We start from the raw sequence: 16,589 nt of genomic DNA on the forward strand, positions 1-16,589 counted from the left end.
TACAGTCTCGATTGGCACATCTGCCTCTGCCGATGTAGTTCAATGGTAGAACTTCTGCTTCCCAAGCAGACAGCGCGGGTTCGATTCCCGTCATCGGCTCCACACGAAACCCGCCCTGTTCAGGGCGGGTTTCTTTGGTTCCAGCGGTCGATCGGAGCGCTGTACGAGCGCTGACAACTCCTGTGCCGCACATAGGATCACCCGTCACGCTAGGCGGCAGGCCTGCCGTCGGCAGGCCACTGATGCCGCCGGCCGCAATTCTGGTGGGCCACTGCGGATGCCGGGACACCTCGGCGAAGGGCCCTTTGCCTTGTGCCGCCCACGAGGCGCCGGGCGGTGGGGGAACAGCACCTCCGCAGCTCGGGCTGCACGAAGCGGTGAGCCCGGCTCGGGGGCAGGCGGGTCACGTGTTGTGTGATCTATCTCACCGACATGTCACAGTGTTCGCTCGCGCGGTGTCTGGATGCCGACACACCAGAGACGGAGGAGTTTCCGATGAACATCGCACTGTGGATCGCTACGGCACTGTTGGCCGCGCTCGCCCTCTTCGGCGGCATCACCAAGGCGTTCGTCCCTCGGGAGAAGCTCGCCGCGTCGCCCGGCGGGGAATGGACCGCGGCCGCGGGCGACGGCTTCGTCAAGGGGCTGGGGGTCCTGCAGATCCTGGCGGCGGCCGGTCTGATCCTGCCCGCCGTGCTCGACATCGCCCCGGTGATGGTGCCGGTCACGGCCGTCTGCTGGGTCGGGCTCATGGTCGGCGCGATGATCACCCACGGCCGGCTCGGGGAGTACAAGTTCGTCGTGCTGAACTCGGTGTATCTCGCGATGGCGGTGTTCATCGCGTGGGGCCGGTTCGCCGTCGAACCTTTTACGAGCTGACCACCCGGATCGGGCACAGCCAACCAGCGAGAAGGGTCGAGAAGATGAGCGACCATGCGACCGACACTTTCGTCGCCCACCGCGACCTGTTGTTCACCGTCGCCTACGAGATGCTCGGCTCGGCTGCCGATGCCGAGGACGTCCTGCAGGAAACCTGGCTGCGATGGGTGAAGGCCGACCTGGAGCAAGTGAGCGATGAACGTGCCTACCTGGTCCGGATCACTACCCGGCAGTCGCTCAACAGGCTACGCACGATGAAGCGCCGCAGAGAGTCGTACGTCGGCCCCTGGCTGCCCGAGCCGATGCTCACCACACCCGACGTCGCCGAGCACGTCGAGCTCGCCGAGAACATGTCGATGGCGATGATGCTCGTCCTCGAGACGCTCTCGCCCACCGAGCGTGCCGTCTTCGTGTTGCGCGAGGTCTTCGACATCGACTATGAGGAGATCGCGGCGGCGGTCGGCAAAACCCCGCCGACCGTCCGCCAGATCGCGCACCGCGCCCGACGCCACGTCGAGGCCCGCCGCCCGCGTTCGGTGGTATCGCCGAGCCAGGCCCGTGCGTCGGTGCAAGCGTTCCAGCGTGCGCTCGAATCCGGCGATCCCCAAGGCCTGCTCGACGTGCTCGCCCCGCATGTCGTTCTCATGAGCGACGGCGGCGGCATCAAGCGGGCCGCGCTACAGCCCGTCATCGGCGCCGAGAAGGTCGCCCGCTACATCACCGGCGGCACCGGCAAGGTCCAGGGCGAACTGAGTTGCGAAACCATCCTGATCAACGGACACCTCGCCCTGGCGCTGAGCCTGGACGGCGTGCTCGACGGCATCATGGCCTTCCACGTCGAGGGCGACCACATCACCGGCCTCTACTTCGTCCGCAACCCGGAAAAGCTGACCCGCGTCGCCTCCGAGACACCGCTCGCCCTGCGCTGACCCTGGCCGATAGATCCGGCACATGCCCCCACCCGGCTCCCCATCGAGTGGCGCATGACGGAGAAAAATTCGCGAGTGACCTCTCCGTCATGGGCCGCTCAGCGAGGTGTCAGGCGGTAGAGGGAGGTGGTTTCGCGGGCGCGGGCGTGCTGGAGGGGGGAGCTGGGGTTGTGGACTCGGCTGTGGGTGGGGTGGGTGGTCAGTTGGGCGGTGATGTGGAGCCCGGCGGCGGTGATGCGGGCCAGCAGGTCGCCGTAGGGGCGCAGGCCGAGGAGTTCGGGGAGGTCGGAAAGGATCAGCCAGCCTTCGCCGCCTGGGCGCAAGTGGGCGGGGAGACCGGAGAGGAAGGCGTGCAGCATGGATGAGTTCTCGTCGTAGACGCCGCTTTCCAGCGCCGAGGTAGGGGTGCCGGGCAGCCAGGGTGGGTTGCACACCACGAGGTCGGCCTTGCCGTTCGGGAAGAGAGCCGGTCCTTGCACGGCGACGGAGGACAGGACCAGCCGATCGAGGTTGGCGCGGGCACAGGTCAGCGCACGGGGGTTGTTGTCCGTGGCGATGATCCGCCGGAATCCACGACGGCCCAGGACCGCGGCGAGCACGCCGGTGCCCGTGCCGAGATCGAAAGCCGTCTCCGCCCGTGCGGGCAGTGGCGCGGAGGCGACGAGATCGACGTACTCGCCGCGGACCGGGGAGAACACACCGTAGTGCGGATGGATGCGCTCTCCGAGGGCGGGCACGTACACGCCCCTCTCCCGCCATTGCGCCGCACCGAGCACACCGAGCAACTCGGTGAGCGCGACCACCGTCCGCCCGTGCGGCGGGCCGTACGCCTCGATGCACGCGCGCCGCACATCGGGAGCGCGACGCAACGCCAGCGAATAGTCGTCTTCCAGCAACACGAGCAACTTGCCGAGCACTTGCGCGCGCCGCCGACGCGACGCGCGGTACCGCGGGAACGCTTCGGCCGGATCGTCGCCCAGCGGAATCTTCCGCTCGACCCGCCGCCCCATCGCCCGCAGCAGTTGCCGCGCATTGTGATAATCCCCGCGCCACAGCAAGCCGGTTCCCGCTCGCGCCGAGCGGCAAGCCACCTCAGCGGTCGTCGAGTCGTTCACCACCACGATGGAATGGGGTGGCAACGCGCCATTTTCGGCATGCCAGCGGGCGCTCGGGCAGGTGTTGTCCTCGGTCCAGGAAACGGTGGACACCGCGTACTCCTCGTGTACGAACGTGCAAAGGGCACGAGAAGCACTTCGACGCGGAGTCGCAAAAGACCTGTGCGGCTATCGCACAGGAGTCAACAGGTCGTCTGTCTACGCCCGCGCCGAAGTGCGCGGGAAATCACCGAGAACCATCCCGAGCGTCATGGCCGAACCTTTCCGTAGGAGACGCCCGAGTCTCCCACAGCGCTGTTAGGTGAGCCGAATCCCGGGCCGTGCGGAACGCACTCGGCCGTCTCGACGCGAGGCGGCAGACGGGCCGCGCCGCGTTCGGGCGACCGAACCCCTCAGGCCGCCCCGTTCGCCGGTTCGGCGTGCAACCGGCGGAACTTGCTGCCGTGGAAGACGAGTGGGTCCACGTCGGTGCGGGTGGCTATGCGATGGATGCGCAAGATGACGACGGCGTGGTCGCCCGCGGGGACGTGCGCCTCCTGGACGCCCTCGATCCAGGCGGACGCGCCGTCGATGAACACGGCGTCGCCCGAACCGCGGTGCAGCCGGATATCGCGGAAGCGGTCGCCGTCGCGGGTGCCGAGCGAGCGGGCGGCGGCCTGCTGGTCGGTGCCGAGCAGGCTGAGGCCGAGGTGACTCGCGGCGGCGAGTTTGGGCCAGGTGGCCGAGGAGTTCTGCACGCAGAACGAGACAAGGGGCGGGTCCAGCGAGACGGGAACGAACGTGCTCACCGCCAGACCGTGTGGGGTTCCGTCGATCTCGGCGCACACCGCGACGACACCGCTGGGGAAATTCGCGAACGCGCGACGCAGGCCGGCTCCGTCGGCGGGAAATTCGAACAGGTCATGCATGATTCGCAGCCTTCGAGCTGTGGGCCAGTGCCTGGGCGACCGAACGCCACCGACCACTGTACCGGTCGATGACGCCGTCCTCGGCGAATGTGCGATCGGACAGGTAGAGCCCGGGCAGTGCCGCGGTGGCCCCGATTTCGACGAGCACGGGCTTGAGCAACAGGTCGGGTGCGAGGGCGTGGGCCGGTCCCGCGCCGAGCATCACCGGCACCGCTAGCACGCCTTCCAGGCCGGTTGCGCCCTCGAACTGTTCGAGGAACAACTTCAGCAGCCCGGTATAGGTCGCCTTGAAGGTGGGACTGGCGAAGACCACGAGTTCCGAGCCGGCCACGGTGCGCACCGCCTCCGCCACGGCCGGGTCACCCCAGCCGAGCAGGCCGGGACCGAACTCGACCAAGTCGATCACGGTGGGTTCCACCTCCGGCCGCAGCCCCTTCGCGACCAGGGTGGCCGCGGTGAGCGTGCGTGAGGCGGGTTTCGGATTTCCGACGACGACAGTGACTGTCATTCCGTCTCCTTTCAGATCACACCGTGCAGCGGCGGCGCGGCGTCGTGCAGCAGGGCCCTGCCGATGTGCTGGTACTTCCAGCGCACCGGATCGTGCAGGGTGTGCGTGCGCGCGTTGCGCCAGAAGTGGTGCAAGTTCAGATCCGCTGCGGCGCTGCGCGTTCCCGCGACTTCGAACAGCGCGGCGGACACGTCGTTGGCCGCGCGGTCGGCGAGCACTTTGGCGGTCGCCACGGCCAGGGACGCCCGGGCGACGCCGTCGACGCCCGGATCGGTCCTGGTGGCCGCGTCCACGGCCCATCCGGCCGAAGAGAGCGTCGCCTCGGCGGCGGTGACCGCGACCGACAGCTCACCGAAGCGCTGGATCAACAACGGGTCGTCTACCGCGTTCGCCACCCCTGCCTCGAACCACGGGCGGCTTCTCGTACGCACGAACTCCGTGGCGGCGCTGAGCGCACCCCGCGCGATGCCGGTGTCGATGGCGGCGTGCAGCAGCTGCGCGAACGCTCCGTAGCCGGTGGGTGCGCGTACCGCGCCGGAGCGGGGGATCACCTGGTCGCGGTCGACGAGCACCTCCTCGAAGGACACCGTTCCGCTGCCGGTGGTGCGCTGCCCGAGCCCGTTCCAGTCGTCCACCACGCGCACACCGGGGGTGTTCGCGGGCAGGTAGGCGATGTACTCCCCGGGCTCGAGGTCCGCGCGTCCCTCGGGATCGTCCAGCCGGGTCAGCACCGCGAACAGGTCGGCGAACAGCGATCCGGTGCAGTAGTACTTCACGCCGTCCACGCGGAATCGGTCACCGGCGGGCCGCAACGTGGTCGCGATATCGGCGACGGTCGCGCCGCCGCGCTCGGACTGCGCGTTGGCGATGCGCCCTCCGTCGAGCACCCGGCCGAAGTATCGCTCCTGCTGGTGCGACGTGCCCGCGAGCCGAAGCAGGTTCACGTACACGAAGTGGCTGTGCGGGATCTGCGCGATATTCGGGTCGGCGGTGGCGAGGATTCGCGTCACTTCCGCGACCGCGCTCGGCGGCAGATCCGCGCCACCGTAGGCCGCGGGCACGGTGATCGCGAGCAAGCCACTGGCCGCCAGCCGATCGACCTCCGCGTACGGCAGCAGGCGATCCCGGTCGCGTTCCGCGGCCCCCGGCGCGAAGTCGGCCGCCAACCGCTGCGCGACGACGAACGCCTGTGCCGCCGACAGGATGCGATCGGCGGCGACCGCGGTCATCAGTTCACCGCCGCGACAGGCCGCTGCGCGGCTTCCAGCTCGCGCACCAGCGGAAGCACCTTCGCGCCGAAGTACTCGATCTCCTCCTGGAAGTGCAGGAAGCCGCCGAGGACCAGGTCGACGCCGAGCTGCTTGTAGGCGACGATCCGCTCGGCCACCTGCTCCGGCGTACCGATCAGCTGGGTCCGAAAACCGTCGTTGTACTGCACCAGGTCTTCGAACGTCGAGTCGGCCCACATGCCCTTGCGATCCTTGGTGGACGCGCCGGCCTGCTGCACCGCGTCCCGGAAACCCTCCACCGCGGGCTTGTTCGCCTTCGCGACGATCTCGCGCAGGGTATCGCGGGCCTCCGTTTCGGTATCGCGGGCGATGATGAAGCCGTTGAGCCCGAATTTCACCTCGCGATCGTGGGCGCGTGCGACGGCGCGCAGGTCGTCGAGCTGTTCGGTGACGCCGTCGAAGTCCTTGCCGTTGGAGAAATACCAGTCGGCGTAGCGTCCGCCGTTGCGCCGGGCGGCGGTCGAGTTGCCGCCCTGGAACAGTTCGGGATTGGGGCGCTCAGGGGTGTTCAACGGCTTGGGCTTCAGGGTGAAGTCCCGGATGCGATAGAAGTCGCCGCCGTAGTTCACGTTGTCCTCGGTCCAGATCTTGCGGATCACCTCGAGGAATTCCGCGCTGCGCCGGTAGCGCTCGTCGTGCTCGAGCCACGGCTCGCCGAGCGCGGTGAATTCTCCGGCGAACCAGCCGGAGACGACGTTGATGGCGAACCGGCCGTTGGACAGGTGATCGGCGGTGGCGCCGAACTTGGCGAGCACCGCCGGATGCCACAGCCCGGGATGCACGGCCGCGATGACCTTCAGCCGTTCGGTGGCGCCGAGCAGCGCGAGACTGAACGAGGTCGATTCGTGCTGGTATTCGGCGCCGTAGGAGGCGGTGTAGCGCACCTGGGACAGCGCGTAGTCGAAGCCGTTGTTCTCCGCGGTCCGCGCGAGCTTCTTGTTGTACTCGAAATCCCAGCCGGTGCGCTGTTCGATATCACTGGTGACCAATCCCCCGCTGACGTTGGGCACCCAGTAGGCGAACCGGATCTGCTCGGCGATCTGCTCCGTGGTCATAGCTGCTCCATGGTTTTGGGGGGAAGCCGTCGGATCGGAGGCCGGACGCCACGCATGCGTCCGGCGCTCCTCTCACTCCAGCACCGGCCCCCGGTCGGGACGAGGTTTTGAATCTGTGCGATTCGGATCAGGCGTCGGCGAGCGCGGCCGAGTAGCTCGACCTGCTGAACGTGCCCGCGGGCGCGAACCGGCCCAGCAGCGCGGCGGCGTCCTCGCCGGTGACCCGCGTGATGAACTCGGCGGCCGCTTCCGGCGAGTCGACCGGCAGGAACGGCTGCGGACGATGCAGCAGGCCGACCAGCGCCGATGCGAACGCCGGTGCCACGGCCGCCGCGGCGAAGAACGCGTTGCCGATCTCGCCCAGCTCGGGATCGCTGAGGAACAGCCTGGTCACCTTGCCGGCCGCGTCACCACGGGCGGCCAGGAACGCCGCGTACTGCCGCTCGATCCACGCCTCGTCGAACGGTCCGTCGTGCACGGCGGCCGCCGCGACCAGCCGCTGAGCCTGGATCAGGCCGCTCTGCGCGCCCTGTCCGGCGATCGGGTCGTAGGCGATGGCGGTGTCACCGAGCGCGGCGACCACGTGCCCGCTCGCGGTGCGCCCCACACCGGACCGCACCACCGGGCGCACAGCGCCTTTCAGCCACGAGTGCGGGTCCTCGGGGATGGTCGTGGTGGCCAGCACCTCCGGCAGATCCCAGTCGATGTAGTCGCGGTAGAGGTCTTGCACGATGCGGTGCGCCGACTCGGCGGAGTCCGCCGCGGCGAAACGCTTCTCCCAGTCGCTGCCGGGACGCGCCCAGCCGAGGAACGCCCAGCTCGGCCCCGCGTCCTTGTGCAGATAGGGGCCCCACCACCCTTCACCCTGGTCGGCGAGGATGGAGAAGCCGCTGTGCGCGCCGCCCGCGACGCTGCGATGGGCGAAAACGTTCTCGTCGTGCCCGATTCCGGTCACGGTGACGGTGAGCAGCGAGCGCTGCGGCGCGTCGTAGGGGGTGCGCCGCGCGTCGACGGGGAACAGGTCCGACAGTCCGCCACGTCCGGTCGCGACCAGCGTGAGGTCGTTGGCGGCGGCGATGCCGTCGAGCGTCTCCGGCGTCACCTGCTCGACCACGAACCGGCCGCCGCGTTCCAGGAACGCGGTGAGCCGCTCGTCGGCCTTGAGCCTGGTATCCACCGCCACGCCGACGTATCCGTCGAAATGACCGTCGAACTGGATCAATTCGGGACGATCGGGGCCCGGTCCGGCGATGCGCACACTCAGGCCGGTGTGCCGGGGCGCCCGCGCGGTGTAGCTGTCCAATCCCAGCGCGGCCTCGGCCTGCTGGGTCTCACCGAATTCGAGCGCGGTGCCGGTGGCGGGCACGTCGTCACGCAAGGAGCGCTGATCGCGCTCGCTGTAGATGGTGACGCCGAAACCGGCGTCGAGAAGTCCCAGCGCCGCAGTGACGCCGGTCTGTCCGGCGCCGATAACCGCGGCCGAACGAGTGGAACGGGAAACGGATTGCTGCGATGTCATGCAGGGATGATGCGATGCCCGCCGGGCGCGGGCAGAGTGTTGCGATCACCGAGAATGAATGGGCAGACAGCGAATTCCGAGCGCGTACCATTTGGGCCATGTCGTTCGTCGCCGCCGATTTGACCGGAGACCGCCCCGAGCAGTACCGACAGCTCGCCGCGCAGGCCGAGGCGCTGGTCGCGGGCGAGACCGACCGCATCGCGAACGCCGCCAATCTCTCCGCGCTGGTATTCCACGCGCTACCCGATGTGAATTGGGTGGGTTTCTATTTCTACGACGGGCGGGAATTGGTGGTCGGCCCGTTTCAGGGCAAGCCGGCGTGTGTGCGCATCGCGCTCGGAAAAGGCGTGTGCGGCACCGCGGCCGAATCCAGGACCACCCAACTCGTGCCGGATGTGCACGCGTTCGACGGCCATATCGCGTGTGATGCCGACACGCGTTCGGAAATCGTCGTGCCGCTCGTCCGGAACGGGGATCTGATCGGAGTATTCGATCTCGACAGCCCGCGGCCGGCCCGTTTCGATGACATCGATCGGGCGGGGCTGGAGGCGGTAGCCAGGATATTTCTCGCCGCTCTCTGATCGCGTCGCAGGGCAGCGCCGGACCGGGGGGTTCCGGCGCCGTCCGACTACCTTACGAGTGCGTCTCGGCCGTTGCCCCCGCTCGCGAAACCTCGTCCGGCAAAGCGCTCGAGCCTGCACCACCCAACCGGTAGCTCGCGCCGCGGTGTTCCGCGGGCAACCGGTCACCCGCGCCGAACAGCGCATTGCGCAGGGTGCCCGGCACGTAATCCTCGGTGTAGGCGCCTCGCGCGGTCAACGCCGGAACAACATGCCGCACAATGTCTTCGAACGAGCCCGGGGTGATCGCGTAGGCCAGGTTGAACCCGTCCAGATCGGTCTCGGCGGCCCACTCCTGGAGCAGATCGGCGACCGTCTCCCCGGAGCCGACGAACACCGGGCCCATGCCGCCGATCCCGGCCCACTTGCCGATATCGCGGACGGTCCACTCCCGGCCGTCGTCGTCGAATTCCTGGAACGCCGCCACCGCCGACTGGATCGCGTTGCTCTCCACCTGGCCGATCGGGTCGTCGAGGTCGTAGCGGGACAGGTCGATGCCCATCCAGCCGGACATGAACACCAGACCGCCCTCGACACTGGCGTAGGACAAGTACTCCTCGTGCTTGCGCCGCGCCGCCTCGTCGGTCGCGTCGGTGATGATCGTCGCGAGGGCGTAGACGCGCGCCGCGTCCCGGGCACGGCCCGCCGCTTCCAGCGCGTCCCTGATCCGGGCGACCGTCTGCGCCAGCACCCGTTTCGAGGGACCGGCGACGAAGATGGCTTCCGCGTTCTCCGCCGCGAAACGCACGCCGCGCGGCGAGGCTCCCGCCTGGTAGATCACCGGCGTCCGTTGCGGCGACGGCTCCGCGAGATGGATGCCCGGCACGGTGTAGTGCGTGCCGCGATGACCGATGTGGTGCACCTTGGCCGGGTCGACGTAGACGCCCGCGGTCGCGTCGCGGACCACCGCGTCGTCCTCCCACGAGCCTTCCCACAGCTTGTACAGCACCTCGAGGTACTCGTCGGCCTGGTTGTAGCGCTCGTCGTGGTCGAGCTGGTCGGCGGCGCCGAAGTTGCGCGCCGCCGAGGGCAGGTAGCCGGTCACCACATTCCAGCCGAGCCTGCCGTCGGTGAGATGGTCGAGCGTCGACAACCGCCGCGCGAACGGGTACGGGTGCTCGAAGCCGGTGCCGGTGGTGATGCCGAACCCGAGATGCTCGGTCACCGCGGCCATGGCGGAGACCAGCAGCAGCGGGTCGGCCACCGGGATCTGCGCGCCTTGGCGCAGCGCGGCGATGTCGTTGCCGCCGTATACGTCGTAGGTGCCCAGCACGTCGGCGATGAAGATGCCGTCGAAACGGCCGCGTTCCAGCAGCTTCGCCAGCTCCGTCCAGTAGCCCAGCTCTTTGTAGCGGTGCGACTGGTCGTCGGGATGCCGCCACAGCCCGGGCGACTGATGGGCGACGCAGTTCATGTCGAAAGCGTTGAACCGGATGCGGCGGGTCACTGCGCCGCTCCCCCGGTGCGCTCCCCCGCGCTCCACGCGAACGGCAGGTCGGCGCCGTTGAGCAGATGATCGCCGATCGCCCGTGCCTTCTGGATCGCGGGATTGTGCACCGAGACGGTGCGGGCGTTGCGCCAGTGCCGATCCAACCGCAGCCGTTCGGCTACCACCGAAGCACCGCCCACTTCGAACAGCAGCGACGTGGCGGGCAGCACCAGGTCGATGACGGCCAGCTGAGCCCGTGCCGCGGCGAGTTCCGCCGCCACCAGGGCGCTCTCGTCCTTCGCGCCGCCCGCAAGCACCTCGTCGAGTACGTCGGCGACGGCGAGCACACTGGCTTCGGCGGCGAACGCGGCCGCCGAGAGGCGCCCGATCACCTGCTGCACCAGCGGGTCGTGCCTGGGCAGGTCGGCGGTGGAGTGCGTGTAGCCGCGGGTGCGCCCCGCGACCCACTCCCGGATGTCGCGCTCGGCGCGCTTGGCGATGCCCGCGAGCACCGAGAGCTGGACCAGTTGCAGATAAGAGGTCGCGTAGGTCGGGCCGGGCGCGCCGTAGCCGGGACCGAGAATTCGATCCTCGGTCACCACCACGTCGGTGAATTCGGTGGTGCCGCTGGCCGTCAGCCGCTGACCGAAGCCGTCCCAGTCGTCGTGCTGACGCACTCCCTCGGCGTGCGCGTCCACCAGGACGCCGACGCGCTCACCGTCGCGGTCGGCGGCGGCCAGGATGTAGTCCGCGTACAACGAACCCGTGCTGTAGTACTTCACACCGTTGAGCAGCCACCGTCCGCCGTCTTCGGTGAGTGTGGTGCGGTAGCGGTCCACCGCGCCGACGCCCGGTTCGGTGATCGCGTTGCCCACCAGCGTGCCCTCGGCCACCGCACGCAACCAACGTTCCCGCTCGGGCCCCTGGTCGGCCAGCAGTTGGTCCTCGACGAACGAGAAGTGCACCCGCAGCGCCTGCGGCAGGTTCGATTCGGCGGCGGCGAGTTCGATGAGCAACCGGAACAGCTGCCGGACGGTGACGCCGTATCCGCCGGACTCGACCGGAACGCGCAGCGCGCCGAATTTCGCCGCACGCAGCTCGCCGACTTCGTCGTAGGGCAGGGTGCGATCGATTTCTCGCGCTACCGCGCCCTGAGCAATCCGGTCGAATATCGGGCCGAAGATCGCATCCAGTTCGGAGTCGGTAGTGGATTTCGCCTCGGTGGTCGTCATCAGCTCACGATGGCGCACCACGGCCGGGTGCTCACGGGTTGCGCGCAGCGCGATCGAAATGCGGACTCGTGTCCGTCGGTCGAGCTACCGAGCGGGTGGCTCGAGCTGATCGGCCCGGCTCGCCGAGGCCGACTGGATGCCCGCGAGATTCCGCAGCAGGGCGAGGGCGCCGGGATGGTCGTCCGGTTCCAGGGCTTCGAAGAGGATGCGCTGCACCTCATCGGCTTTCGGGAGCAGCTGCGCGTATTCACGGCGTCCGGTGCGGGTGAGGGCGATCCGCCGTTCCCGCTTGTCGGTGGGGTTCACCGATCGCTTGATCAGATTCTTGCGTTCCAGGGCGGCGGCGGCCTGCGCCATTGTCGAGGTGTCGGTACGGACGCGGAGGGATATCTCGTGCTGGGTCGAGGGCCCGTCGCTGTAGACGACATTGAGAATCGCGAACTGGGTCGGCGTGATCGAGTCTCCCACCGTGGCGTGCCAGATGGAATTGTGGCGCTGGTAGAGCAGCCTGATCAAGTGTCCCGGCGTCTCCGAGAAGACATGTGGCACCAGCGCCGAGGTGAGTGACTCCATTCGCTGATTAGACCACGATCACACCGGCGGCCCGCGTTGTTTCGGTCGCTTGATCAGCTCCGTTTCCGGTCGCTGGCACGTCGCCAACAGTACGTGTACGGACTATCTCCGCGAGCCCGACATCGCATCGTATTATGTTGTGCGCCAGCATTTTTCACGGATCTCAAGCTGAGATGTGAGCGTCCCCCTAGCGTTTAGGGGTTGCCACCCCTGATCGAGCAGGGGTACTGTTCGGAATCGATCGAACTGGCGCTTCCGGTCTCGAACCCGAAGCCGAATCACCACATAGCCGCGCTGCGACTGTGCCGTACGGATCGATTCTCGGGGGGGAACGGGGGTGGCATACCAATTTATTCGACGTGCCCTGCTCGATGAATGCGCGCTGCGCATTCACGGGTGATAAAAGGTCCGACTGATACCGTCGGCCGGCTCCGGCGAGCCGGGTGAACAACCGGCGGAAACGCGTCACATTTATCGGTCTATCGCGCCCGCACAATTGCGCACCCCACTGATCAGCACAGGAACTGAGCATGACGACCATGAGCACCGCACGGGTCGAAGCACTCGAGCCGAAATTACGCACCCTCCCCCGGCGGGCAACCACTCCACCGAAGCTGCTCGGAGTGGCCACCGCCAACCCACCTGATCGCTACAGCCAGCGCGAACTCATCGATCTGCTGAAGATCACCGACCCGAAGATCCGCGGTGTCTTCCTCAACGGCGGGATCGAGCAACGACACCTGACCCTGCCCCCGCGCGGCGACGACGGCGAATTCCGCGTCGAGACCCAGGCCGAACTGCTGGAGAAACACCGCCGTCAGGGTGTGCGCACCGGCGCCGAGGCGATGCGCGAGTGCCTTCGCGAAATCGGTCTCGACCTGCGTGACGTGCGATATCTGGTGGCTGTCACCACCACCGGCTTCCTGACCCCGGGATTCAGTGCGTTGTTGATCAACGAGCTGGGCCTCGATCCGGATACGGCCCGGCTGGATGTCGTCGGCATGGGCTGCAACGCCGGGCTCAACGGGCTCGGCGCTGTGGCCAACTGGGCCTCCGCGCATCCGGGCGAACTCGCCCTGCTCGTCTGTTCCGAGGCCTGCTCGGCGGCCTACGTGTTCGACGGGACGATGCGCACGGCCGTGGTGAACAGCCTCTTCGGCGACGGGGCGGCCGCGCTGGCGGTGCGGGCGGGCGACGGCATCGGTTCGGGTGAGCGCGGTAGGCCGAGCCCGGCGCCCACCCTGCTGACCACCAGCAGCTACATGATCCGGCACGCGGTCGGCGCGATGCGCTACGACTGGGACGAAGACGCCGGGAAGTTCAGCTTCTACCTCGACAAGGAAGTGCCCTACGAGGTCGGCGCGCACGCGGAGATCGTGATCGATAGGTTGCTGCGCGGTACCGGTCTGCGGCGCAAGGACATCGCGCACTGGACCGTGCACTCGGGCGGCAAGAAGGTCATCGATGCGGTCAAGATCAATCTGGGCCTGACCTCCTACGATCTGCGCCACACCACCGGGGTGATGCGCGATTTCGGCAACCTGTCCAGCGGCTCGTTCCTCTTCTCCTATCAGCGGCTGCTCGCCGAAGGCCGGATCCGGTCCGGCGACTACGGGGTTCTCATGACGATGGGCCCGGGTTCGCAGATCGAAACAGCTCTGCTCCGTTTCTGATCCACGTCGATCGAACTACATCCAGGGGGAACGATGACTACATCCAACGGGTCTGGCATCAACGTCTTAGCCGCGGTGATCCCGGCCGACCAACCACTCTCGCCCGAACTGACCGACGCGGTGACCTCGGTCGCTCTGCGCGCCGAAGACGCCCCGCGCGATCGGCCGCACGGAGTCGTCCTGTACATCACCGGCCCGGAAGCCGGGCAGGGTTTCTCGTGGCCAGGCGCCGTGGACATCGGCGCCGTCGGCAAGTGGGAAGCCGCCTTGCGACGGCTGGAACAGGCTCCGGCGCCGATCGTCGCCGCCGTCGACGGAGACGCCTACGGCTCCGCGGCCGAACTGCTGCTCGTCGCCGACTACCGGATATTGCGTTCCGGGTCGGTGCTCGGAATCGCCACCTCCGAGGAAGGCAGCTGGCCCGCCATGGCCCTGCATCGACTGGTCGCTCAGCACGGCGCCGGGCTCGCCAGGACCCTCGCCATACAGGGACGCAGTCTCTCGGCCGCCCAAGCGCTGGAGCACGGCCTGATCGACGCGGTGATCGGTGGCAACGCCGAAGCCCAGAACGACGCCGTCCAAACAGGTCTGGCGCTGTTCGAGTCGGCCGTGGGCACGGAGATCGCGATTCGCAGGCGTCTGGTCCTGGACGCGGCGGTCACTCGATTCGAAGACGCGCTCGGTGCGCATCTGGCGGCCTCCGACCGCACGCTGCGGCGACTCGGGAGCACGCTGTGACCACAGTGCCGCAGTTCATCGGAGACCTCGAATACGACCGGGCCGCGCTCCGAGCCGCCGCCACCGAATGCGGCCGAGCCCTGGATGATTCGGGGCCCGTCGCGGAGCGCGACGATACCCAGGCCGCGCGAGCCGCCGAATCCCTCACGACGCTGCGAACCCTGCGGCGGGCGTTCCTGCGCAGGCATCTGTCCGCGGTGTATCTCGCCGCCACCGACAACCTGCGTGTTCCGCTGCGCTCGGCCGAACTCGCGGCCGCGGTCACCACCCGGTTCCCCGGCCTGCTCCCCGACCCCGGCCGGCTCGCCGCCGACGCCGCGGCGGTACAGGCGCACAAGGAGGGCTGGGAGATCGACCAGGGGATCTTCTTCCACGCGGTGTTCTCCGACCCGATCGCCGGTAACCACCTGCTCGACGCGATGCGCAGGCCGACCGGCCGCGCGCAGGCGCTGCTGCCCGACTTCGAGCGCACCGGCCGCATCACACTGCCCGCGGTGACGCTGACCCGCGCCGGGCACACCGCGACCATCACCATCACCAATACCCACTGCCTCAATGCCGAGGACAACCAGCACGTCGCCGACATGGAGACCGCCGTCGACCTGGTCCTGCTCGACCAGAGATCCGAGGTCGGCGTCGTGCGCGGCGGCGAGATGACCCACCCCCGCTATCGCGGCAAGCGAGTGTTCAGCGCGGGCATCAACCTCACCGAACTGCACCAGGGCAAGATCTCCTACGTCGACTTCCTGCTCGGCCGCGAGACCGGATACCTCGCCAAAATCCTGCGCGGCCTCTCCACCGACGAATCCGGCGAGTGGCCTCCGCGGCTGCACACGAAACCGTGGATCGCCGCGGTGGACACCTTCGCGATCGGCGGCGGGGCACAACTGCTGCTCGTCTTCGACCGCGTGATCGCCGCCGCCGACAGCTACTTCAGCCTCCCGGCGGCACAGGAGGGAATCGTGCCGGGCGCGGGCAATCTCCGGCTCGGGCGCGGTTCGACCCACCGGCTCTCACGCGATGTGATTTTGTGGGGCAGACGGATTCACGCCACCGAGCCCGACGCGCGCTACGTCTTCGACACCGTCGTCGAACCGGATGCGATGGACGCCGAAATCGACCGCGCCGCCGCGCGACTCGCCGCCGACGCGGTGATCGCCAATAAACACATGATCGTGACCGCCGAGGAACCGCAGGACGCGTTCCGCGCCTACCTGGCCGAATTCGCCCTGCATCAGGCGTTGCGGCTCTATGGCGCGGACGTGCTGGCGAAGGTGGGCCGGTTCAGCGCGGGAGCGCGCCGGTGACTTCGCTGCCGAACCTGACCTCCGTGGTCTACCGCAAGCAGGGCCGCGTCGCCACGGTCGAGCTCGACCGCCCGGAAGTGCTCAACGCGATGGATTCGCGCATGCACACCGAACTCGGGCGGGTGTGGGACGACATCGAACGCGACGACGAGATCTGGGTAGCCGTGCTCAGCGGCCGCGGCGGTCGCGCGTTCTCGGTCGGCCAGGACCTGAAGGAACTGTCCCGGCGCATCGCCGGCGGCGACGGCTACTCCACGTTCGGCAGCGCGGGCAAACCCGGGCACCCGCGGATCACGGATCGGTTCGGCTTCGCGAAGCCGCTGATCGCCAAGGTCGCCGGATACGCGCTCGGCGGCGGTTTCGAGCTCGCGCTGGCCTGTGACATCGTCGTCGCGGCCGACAACGCCGAGTTCGGGCTCACCGAGGCCAGACTCGGCCTGATCCCGGGCGCGGGCGGGGTCTTCCGGCTGCCCCGCCAGGCGCCCTATCGGATCGCACTCGGCCATCTGCTCACCGGCCGCCGCATGTCCGCGGCCCGTGCCGCCGAGCTCGGCCTCGTCAACGAAGTCGTTGCCGCCGACGACCTCGACGCGCGCACCGATGCCTGGGTCGCCGACATCCTCGCCTGCGCACCGCTGTCGGTGCGCGCCATCAAGGAGGCCGCGGCAGCGGCCGTGACCATGCCACTGCCCGAGGCGTTCACCGCCCGATACCACTGGGAGACCCTGCGCGCAGGCTCCGCCGACGCCCGCGAAGGGCCGCGCGCCTTTGTCGAGAAACGACCACCGATCTGGACCGGCCGCTGAGCCGCGTGC

Annotated in this window: 16 protein-coding genes and 1 tRNA gene; 8 read left to right on the forward strand and 9 right to left on the reverse strand. The window is 68.4% G+C overall.

Annotation, left to right across the window (positions count from 1 at the left end; translation table 11 throughout):
• The first annotated feature begins 28 nt into the window (after window positions 1-28).
• The 3 genes from ABZ803_RS10460 (at window position 29) to ABZ803_RS10470 (ending at window position 1,808) form a co-directional block, all read left to right on the forward strand.
• Window positions 29-102, forward strand: a tRNA-Gly gene (locus tag ABZ803_RS10460).
• Window positions 103-495: 393 nt separating this feature from the next.
• On the forward strand, window positions 496-879 hold the full coding sequence (locus tag ABZ803_RS10465) for a DoxX family protein (RefSeq protein ID WP_357035031.1): 384 nt from the start codon (window positions 496-498) through the stop codon (window positions 877-879).
• A 44-nt stretch (window positions 880-923) separates the two neighbouring features.
• The gene (locus ABZ803_RS10470; RefSeq protein WP_357035034.1) at window positions 924-1,808 is read left to right on the forward strand and encodes an RNA polymerase sigma-70 factor; all 885 of its coding nucleotides are present in this window, start codon (window positions 924-926) and stop codon (window positions 1,806-1,808) included.
• 98 nt (window positions 1,809-1,906) lie between these two features.
• On the opposite strand, the gene ABZ803_RS10475 is transcribed toward ABZ803_RS10470, so the two are convergent.
• The 6 genes from ABZ803_RS10475 to ABZ803_RS10500 form a co-directional block, all read right to left on the reverse strand.
• The gene (locus tag ABZ803_RS10475) at window positions 1,907-3,016 is read right to left on the reverse strand and encodes a class I SAM-dependent methyltransferase (protein WP_357035037.1); all 1,110 of its coding nucleotides are present in this window, start codon (window positions 3,014-3,016) and stop codon (window positions 1,907-1,909) included.
• A gap of 299 nt (window positions 3,017-3,315) precedes the next feature.
• Entirely contained in the window at window positions 3,316-3,831 is a 516-nt protein-coding gene (locus tag ABZ803_RS10480; RefSeq protein ID WP_357035040.1) for a flavin reductase family protein, read from the reverse strand.
• A complete protein-coding gene (locus tag ABZ803_RS10485) occupies window positions 3,824-4,339 on the reverse strand; it encodes an NAD(P)H-dependent oxidoreductase (RefSeq protein WP_357035043.1) in 516 nt (171 codons plus the stop codon). Before ABZ803_RS10485 ends, ABZ803_RS10480 begins: the two co-directional genes overlap by 8 nt.
• A gap of 11 nt (window positions 4,340-4,350) precedes the next feature.
• Entirely contained in the window at window positions 4,351-5,568 is a 1,218-nt protein-coding gene (locus ABZ803_RS10490) for an SfnB family sulfur acquisition oxidoreductase (protein ID WP_357035046.1), read from the reverse strand.
• On the reverse strand, window positions 5,568-6,683 hold the full coding sequence (gene sfnG / locus ABZ803_RS10495; protein WP_357035049.1) for a dimethylsulfone monooxygenase SfnG: 1,116 nt from the start codon (window positions 6,681-6,683) through the stop codon (window positions 5,568-5,570). Before sfnG ends, ABZ803_RS10490 begins: the two co-directional genes overlap by 1 nt.
• A 127-nt stretch (window positions 6,684-6,810) precedes the next feature.
• On the reverse strand, window positions 6,811-8,202 hold the full coding sequence (locus tag ABZ803_RS10500) for a styrene monooxygenase/indole monooxygenase family protein (RefSeq protein ID WP_357035051.1): 1,392 nt from the start codon (window positions 8,200-8,202) through the stop codon (window positions 6,811-6,813).
• A gap of 98 nt (window positions 8,203-8,300) precedes the next feature.
• On the opposite strand from ABZ803_RS10500, the gene ABZ803_RS10505 reads away from it, so the two are divergent.
• The gene (locus ABZ803_RS10505) at window positions 8,301-8,783 is read left to right on the forward strand and encodes a GAF domain-containing protein (protein ID WP_357035433.1); all 483 of its coding nucleotides are present in this window, start codon (window positions 8,301-8,303) and stop codon (window positions 8,781-8,783) included.
• A gap of 52 nt (window positions 8,784-8,835) precedes the next feature.
• On the opposite strand, the gene ABZ803_RS10510 is transcribed toward ABZ803_RS10505, so the two are convergent.
• The 3 genes from ABZ803_RS10510 to ABZ803_RS10520 form a co-directional block, all read right to left on the reverse strand.
• On the reverse strand, window positions 8,836-10,269 hold the full coding sequence (locus ABZ803_RS10510; protein ID WP_357035054.1) for an LLM class flavin-dependent oxidoreductase: 1,434 nt from the start codon (window positions 10,267-10,269) through the stop codon (window positions 8,836-8,838).
• Window positions 10,266-11,483 carry an acyl-CoA dehydrogenase family protein gene (locus ABZ803_RS10515; RefSeq protein WP_357035057.1) on the reverse strand — a complete coding sequence of 406 codons (1,218 nt, stop codon included), beginning with the start codon at window positions 11,481-11,483 and terminating at the stop codon, window positions 10,266-10,268. The genes ABZ803_RS10510 and ABZ803_RS10515 overlap by 4 nt, the downstream gene beginning before the upstream one ends.
• Window positions 11,484-11,567: 84 nt before the next feature.
• On the reverse strand, window positions 11,568-12,056 hold the full coding sequence (locus tag ABZ803_RS10520; protein ID WP_357035060.1) for a MarR family winged helix-turn-helix transcriptional regulator: 489 nt from the start codon (window positions 12,054-12,056) through the stop codon (window positions 11,568-11,570).
• A gap of 530 nt (window positions 12,057-12,586) precedes the next feature.
• On the opposite strand from ABZ803_RS10520, the gene dpgA reads away from it, so the two are divergent.
• From dpgA to dpgD, 4 genes are read left to right on the forward strand one after another with little or no spacing between them, the layout of a single operon-like run.
• A complete protein-coding gene (dpgA, locus tag ABZ803_RS10525) occupies window positions 12,587-13,729 on the forward strand; it encodes a 3,5-dihydroxyphenylacetyl-CoA synthase DpgA (protein WP_357035062.1) in 1,143 nt (380 codons plus the stop codon).
• A 33-nt stretch (window positions 13,730-13,762) separates the two neighbouring features.
• Window positions 13,763-14,467: an enoyl-CoA-hydratase DpgB gene (gene dpgB / locus ABZ803_RS10530; protein ID WP_357035065.1), complete on the forward strand. Its 705-nt coding sequence runs from the start codon at window positions 13,763-13,765 to the stop codon at window positions 14,465-14,467.
• Window positions 14,464-15,774, forward strand: a complete 1,311-nt coding sequence (gene dpgC, locus ABZ803_RS10535; RefSeq protein ID WP_357035068.1) for a (3,5-dihydroxyphenyl)acetyl-CoA 1,2-dioxygenase DpgC — start codon at window positions 14,464-14,466, stop codon at window positions 15,772-15,774. Before dpgB ends, dpgC begins: the two co-directional genes overlap by 4 nt.
• A complete protein-coding gene (gene dpgD, locus ABZ803_RS10540) occupies window positions 15,771-16,580 on the forward strand; it encodes an enoyl-CoA-hydratase DpgD (protein ID WP_357035071.1) in 810 nt (269 codons plus the stop codon). The genes dpgC and dpgD overlap by 4 nt, the downstream gene beginning before the upstream one ends.
• Window positions 16,581-16,589 lie beyond the last annotated feature (9 nt).

Source organism: Nocardia sp. NPDC047648, from assembly GCF_040642815.1.
GTDB classification, from domain to species: Bacteria; Actinomycetota; Actinomycetes; order Mycobacteriales; family Mycobacteriaceae; genus Nocardia; species Nocardia gamkensis.

What these genes read in the sequence shown, in the direction of transcription:
- ABZ803_RS10465 (WP_357035031.1), top strand. Translation starts at nt 496, where the DNA reads ATGAACATCGCACTGTGGATCGCTACGGCACTGTTGGCCGCGCTCGCC.
- ABZ803_RS10470 (WP_357035034.1), top strand. Translation starts at nt 924, where the DNA reads ATGAGCGACCATGCGACCGACACTTTCGTCGCCCACCGCGACCTGTTG.
- ABZ803_RS10480 (WP_357035040.1), bottom strand. Translation starts at nt 3,831, where the DNA reads ATGCATGACCTGTTCGAATTTCCCGCCGACGGAGCCGGCCTGCGTCGC.
- ABZ803_RS10485 (WP_357035043.1), bottom strand. Translation starts at nt 4,339, where the DNA reads ATGACAGTCACTGTCGTCGTCGGAAATCCGAAACCCGCCTCACGCACG.
- ABZ803_RS10490 (WP_357035046.1), bottom strand. Translation starts at nt 5,568, where the DNA reads ATGACCGCGGTCGCCGCCGATCGCATCCTGTCGGCGGCACAGGCGTTC.
- sfnG (WP_357035049.1), bottom strand. Translation starts at nt 6,683, where the DNA reads ATGACCACGGAGCAGATCGCCGAGCAGATCCGGTTCGCCTACTGGGTG.
- ABZ803_RS10500 (WP_357035051.1), bottom strand. Translation starts at nt 8,202, where the DNA reads ATGACATCGCAGCAATCCGTTTCCCGTTCCACTCGTTCGGCCGCGGTT.
- ABZ803_RS10505 (WP_357035433.1), top strand. Translation starts at nt 8,301, where the DNA reads ATGTCGTTCGTCGCCGCCGATTTGACCGGAGACCGCCCCGAGCAGTAC.
- ABZ803_RS10515 (WP_357035057.1), bottom strand. Translation starts at nt 11,483, where the DNA reads ATGACGACCACCGAGGCGAAATCCACTACCGACTCCGAACTGGATGCG.
- ABZ803_RS10520 (WP_357035060.1), bottom strand. Translation starts at nt 12,056, where the DNA reads ATGGAGTCACTCACCTCGGCGCTGGTGCCACATGTCTTCTCGGAGACG.
- dpgA (WP_357035062.1), top strand. Translation starts at nt 12,587, where the DNA reads ATGACGACCATGAGCACCGCACGGGTCGAAGCACTCGAGCCGAAATTA.
- dpgB (WP_357035065.1), top strand. Translation starts at nt 13,763, where the DNA reads ATGACTACATCCAACGGGTCTGGCATCAACGTCTTAGCCGCGGTGATC.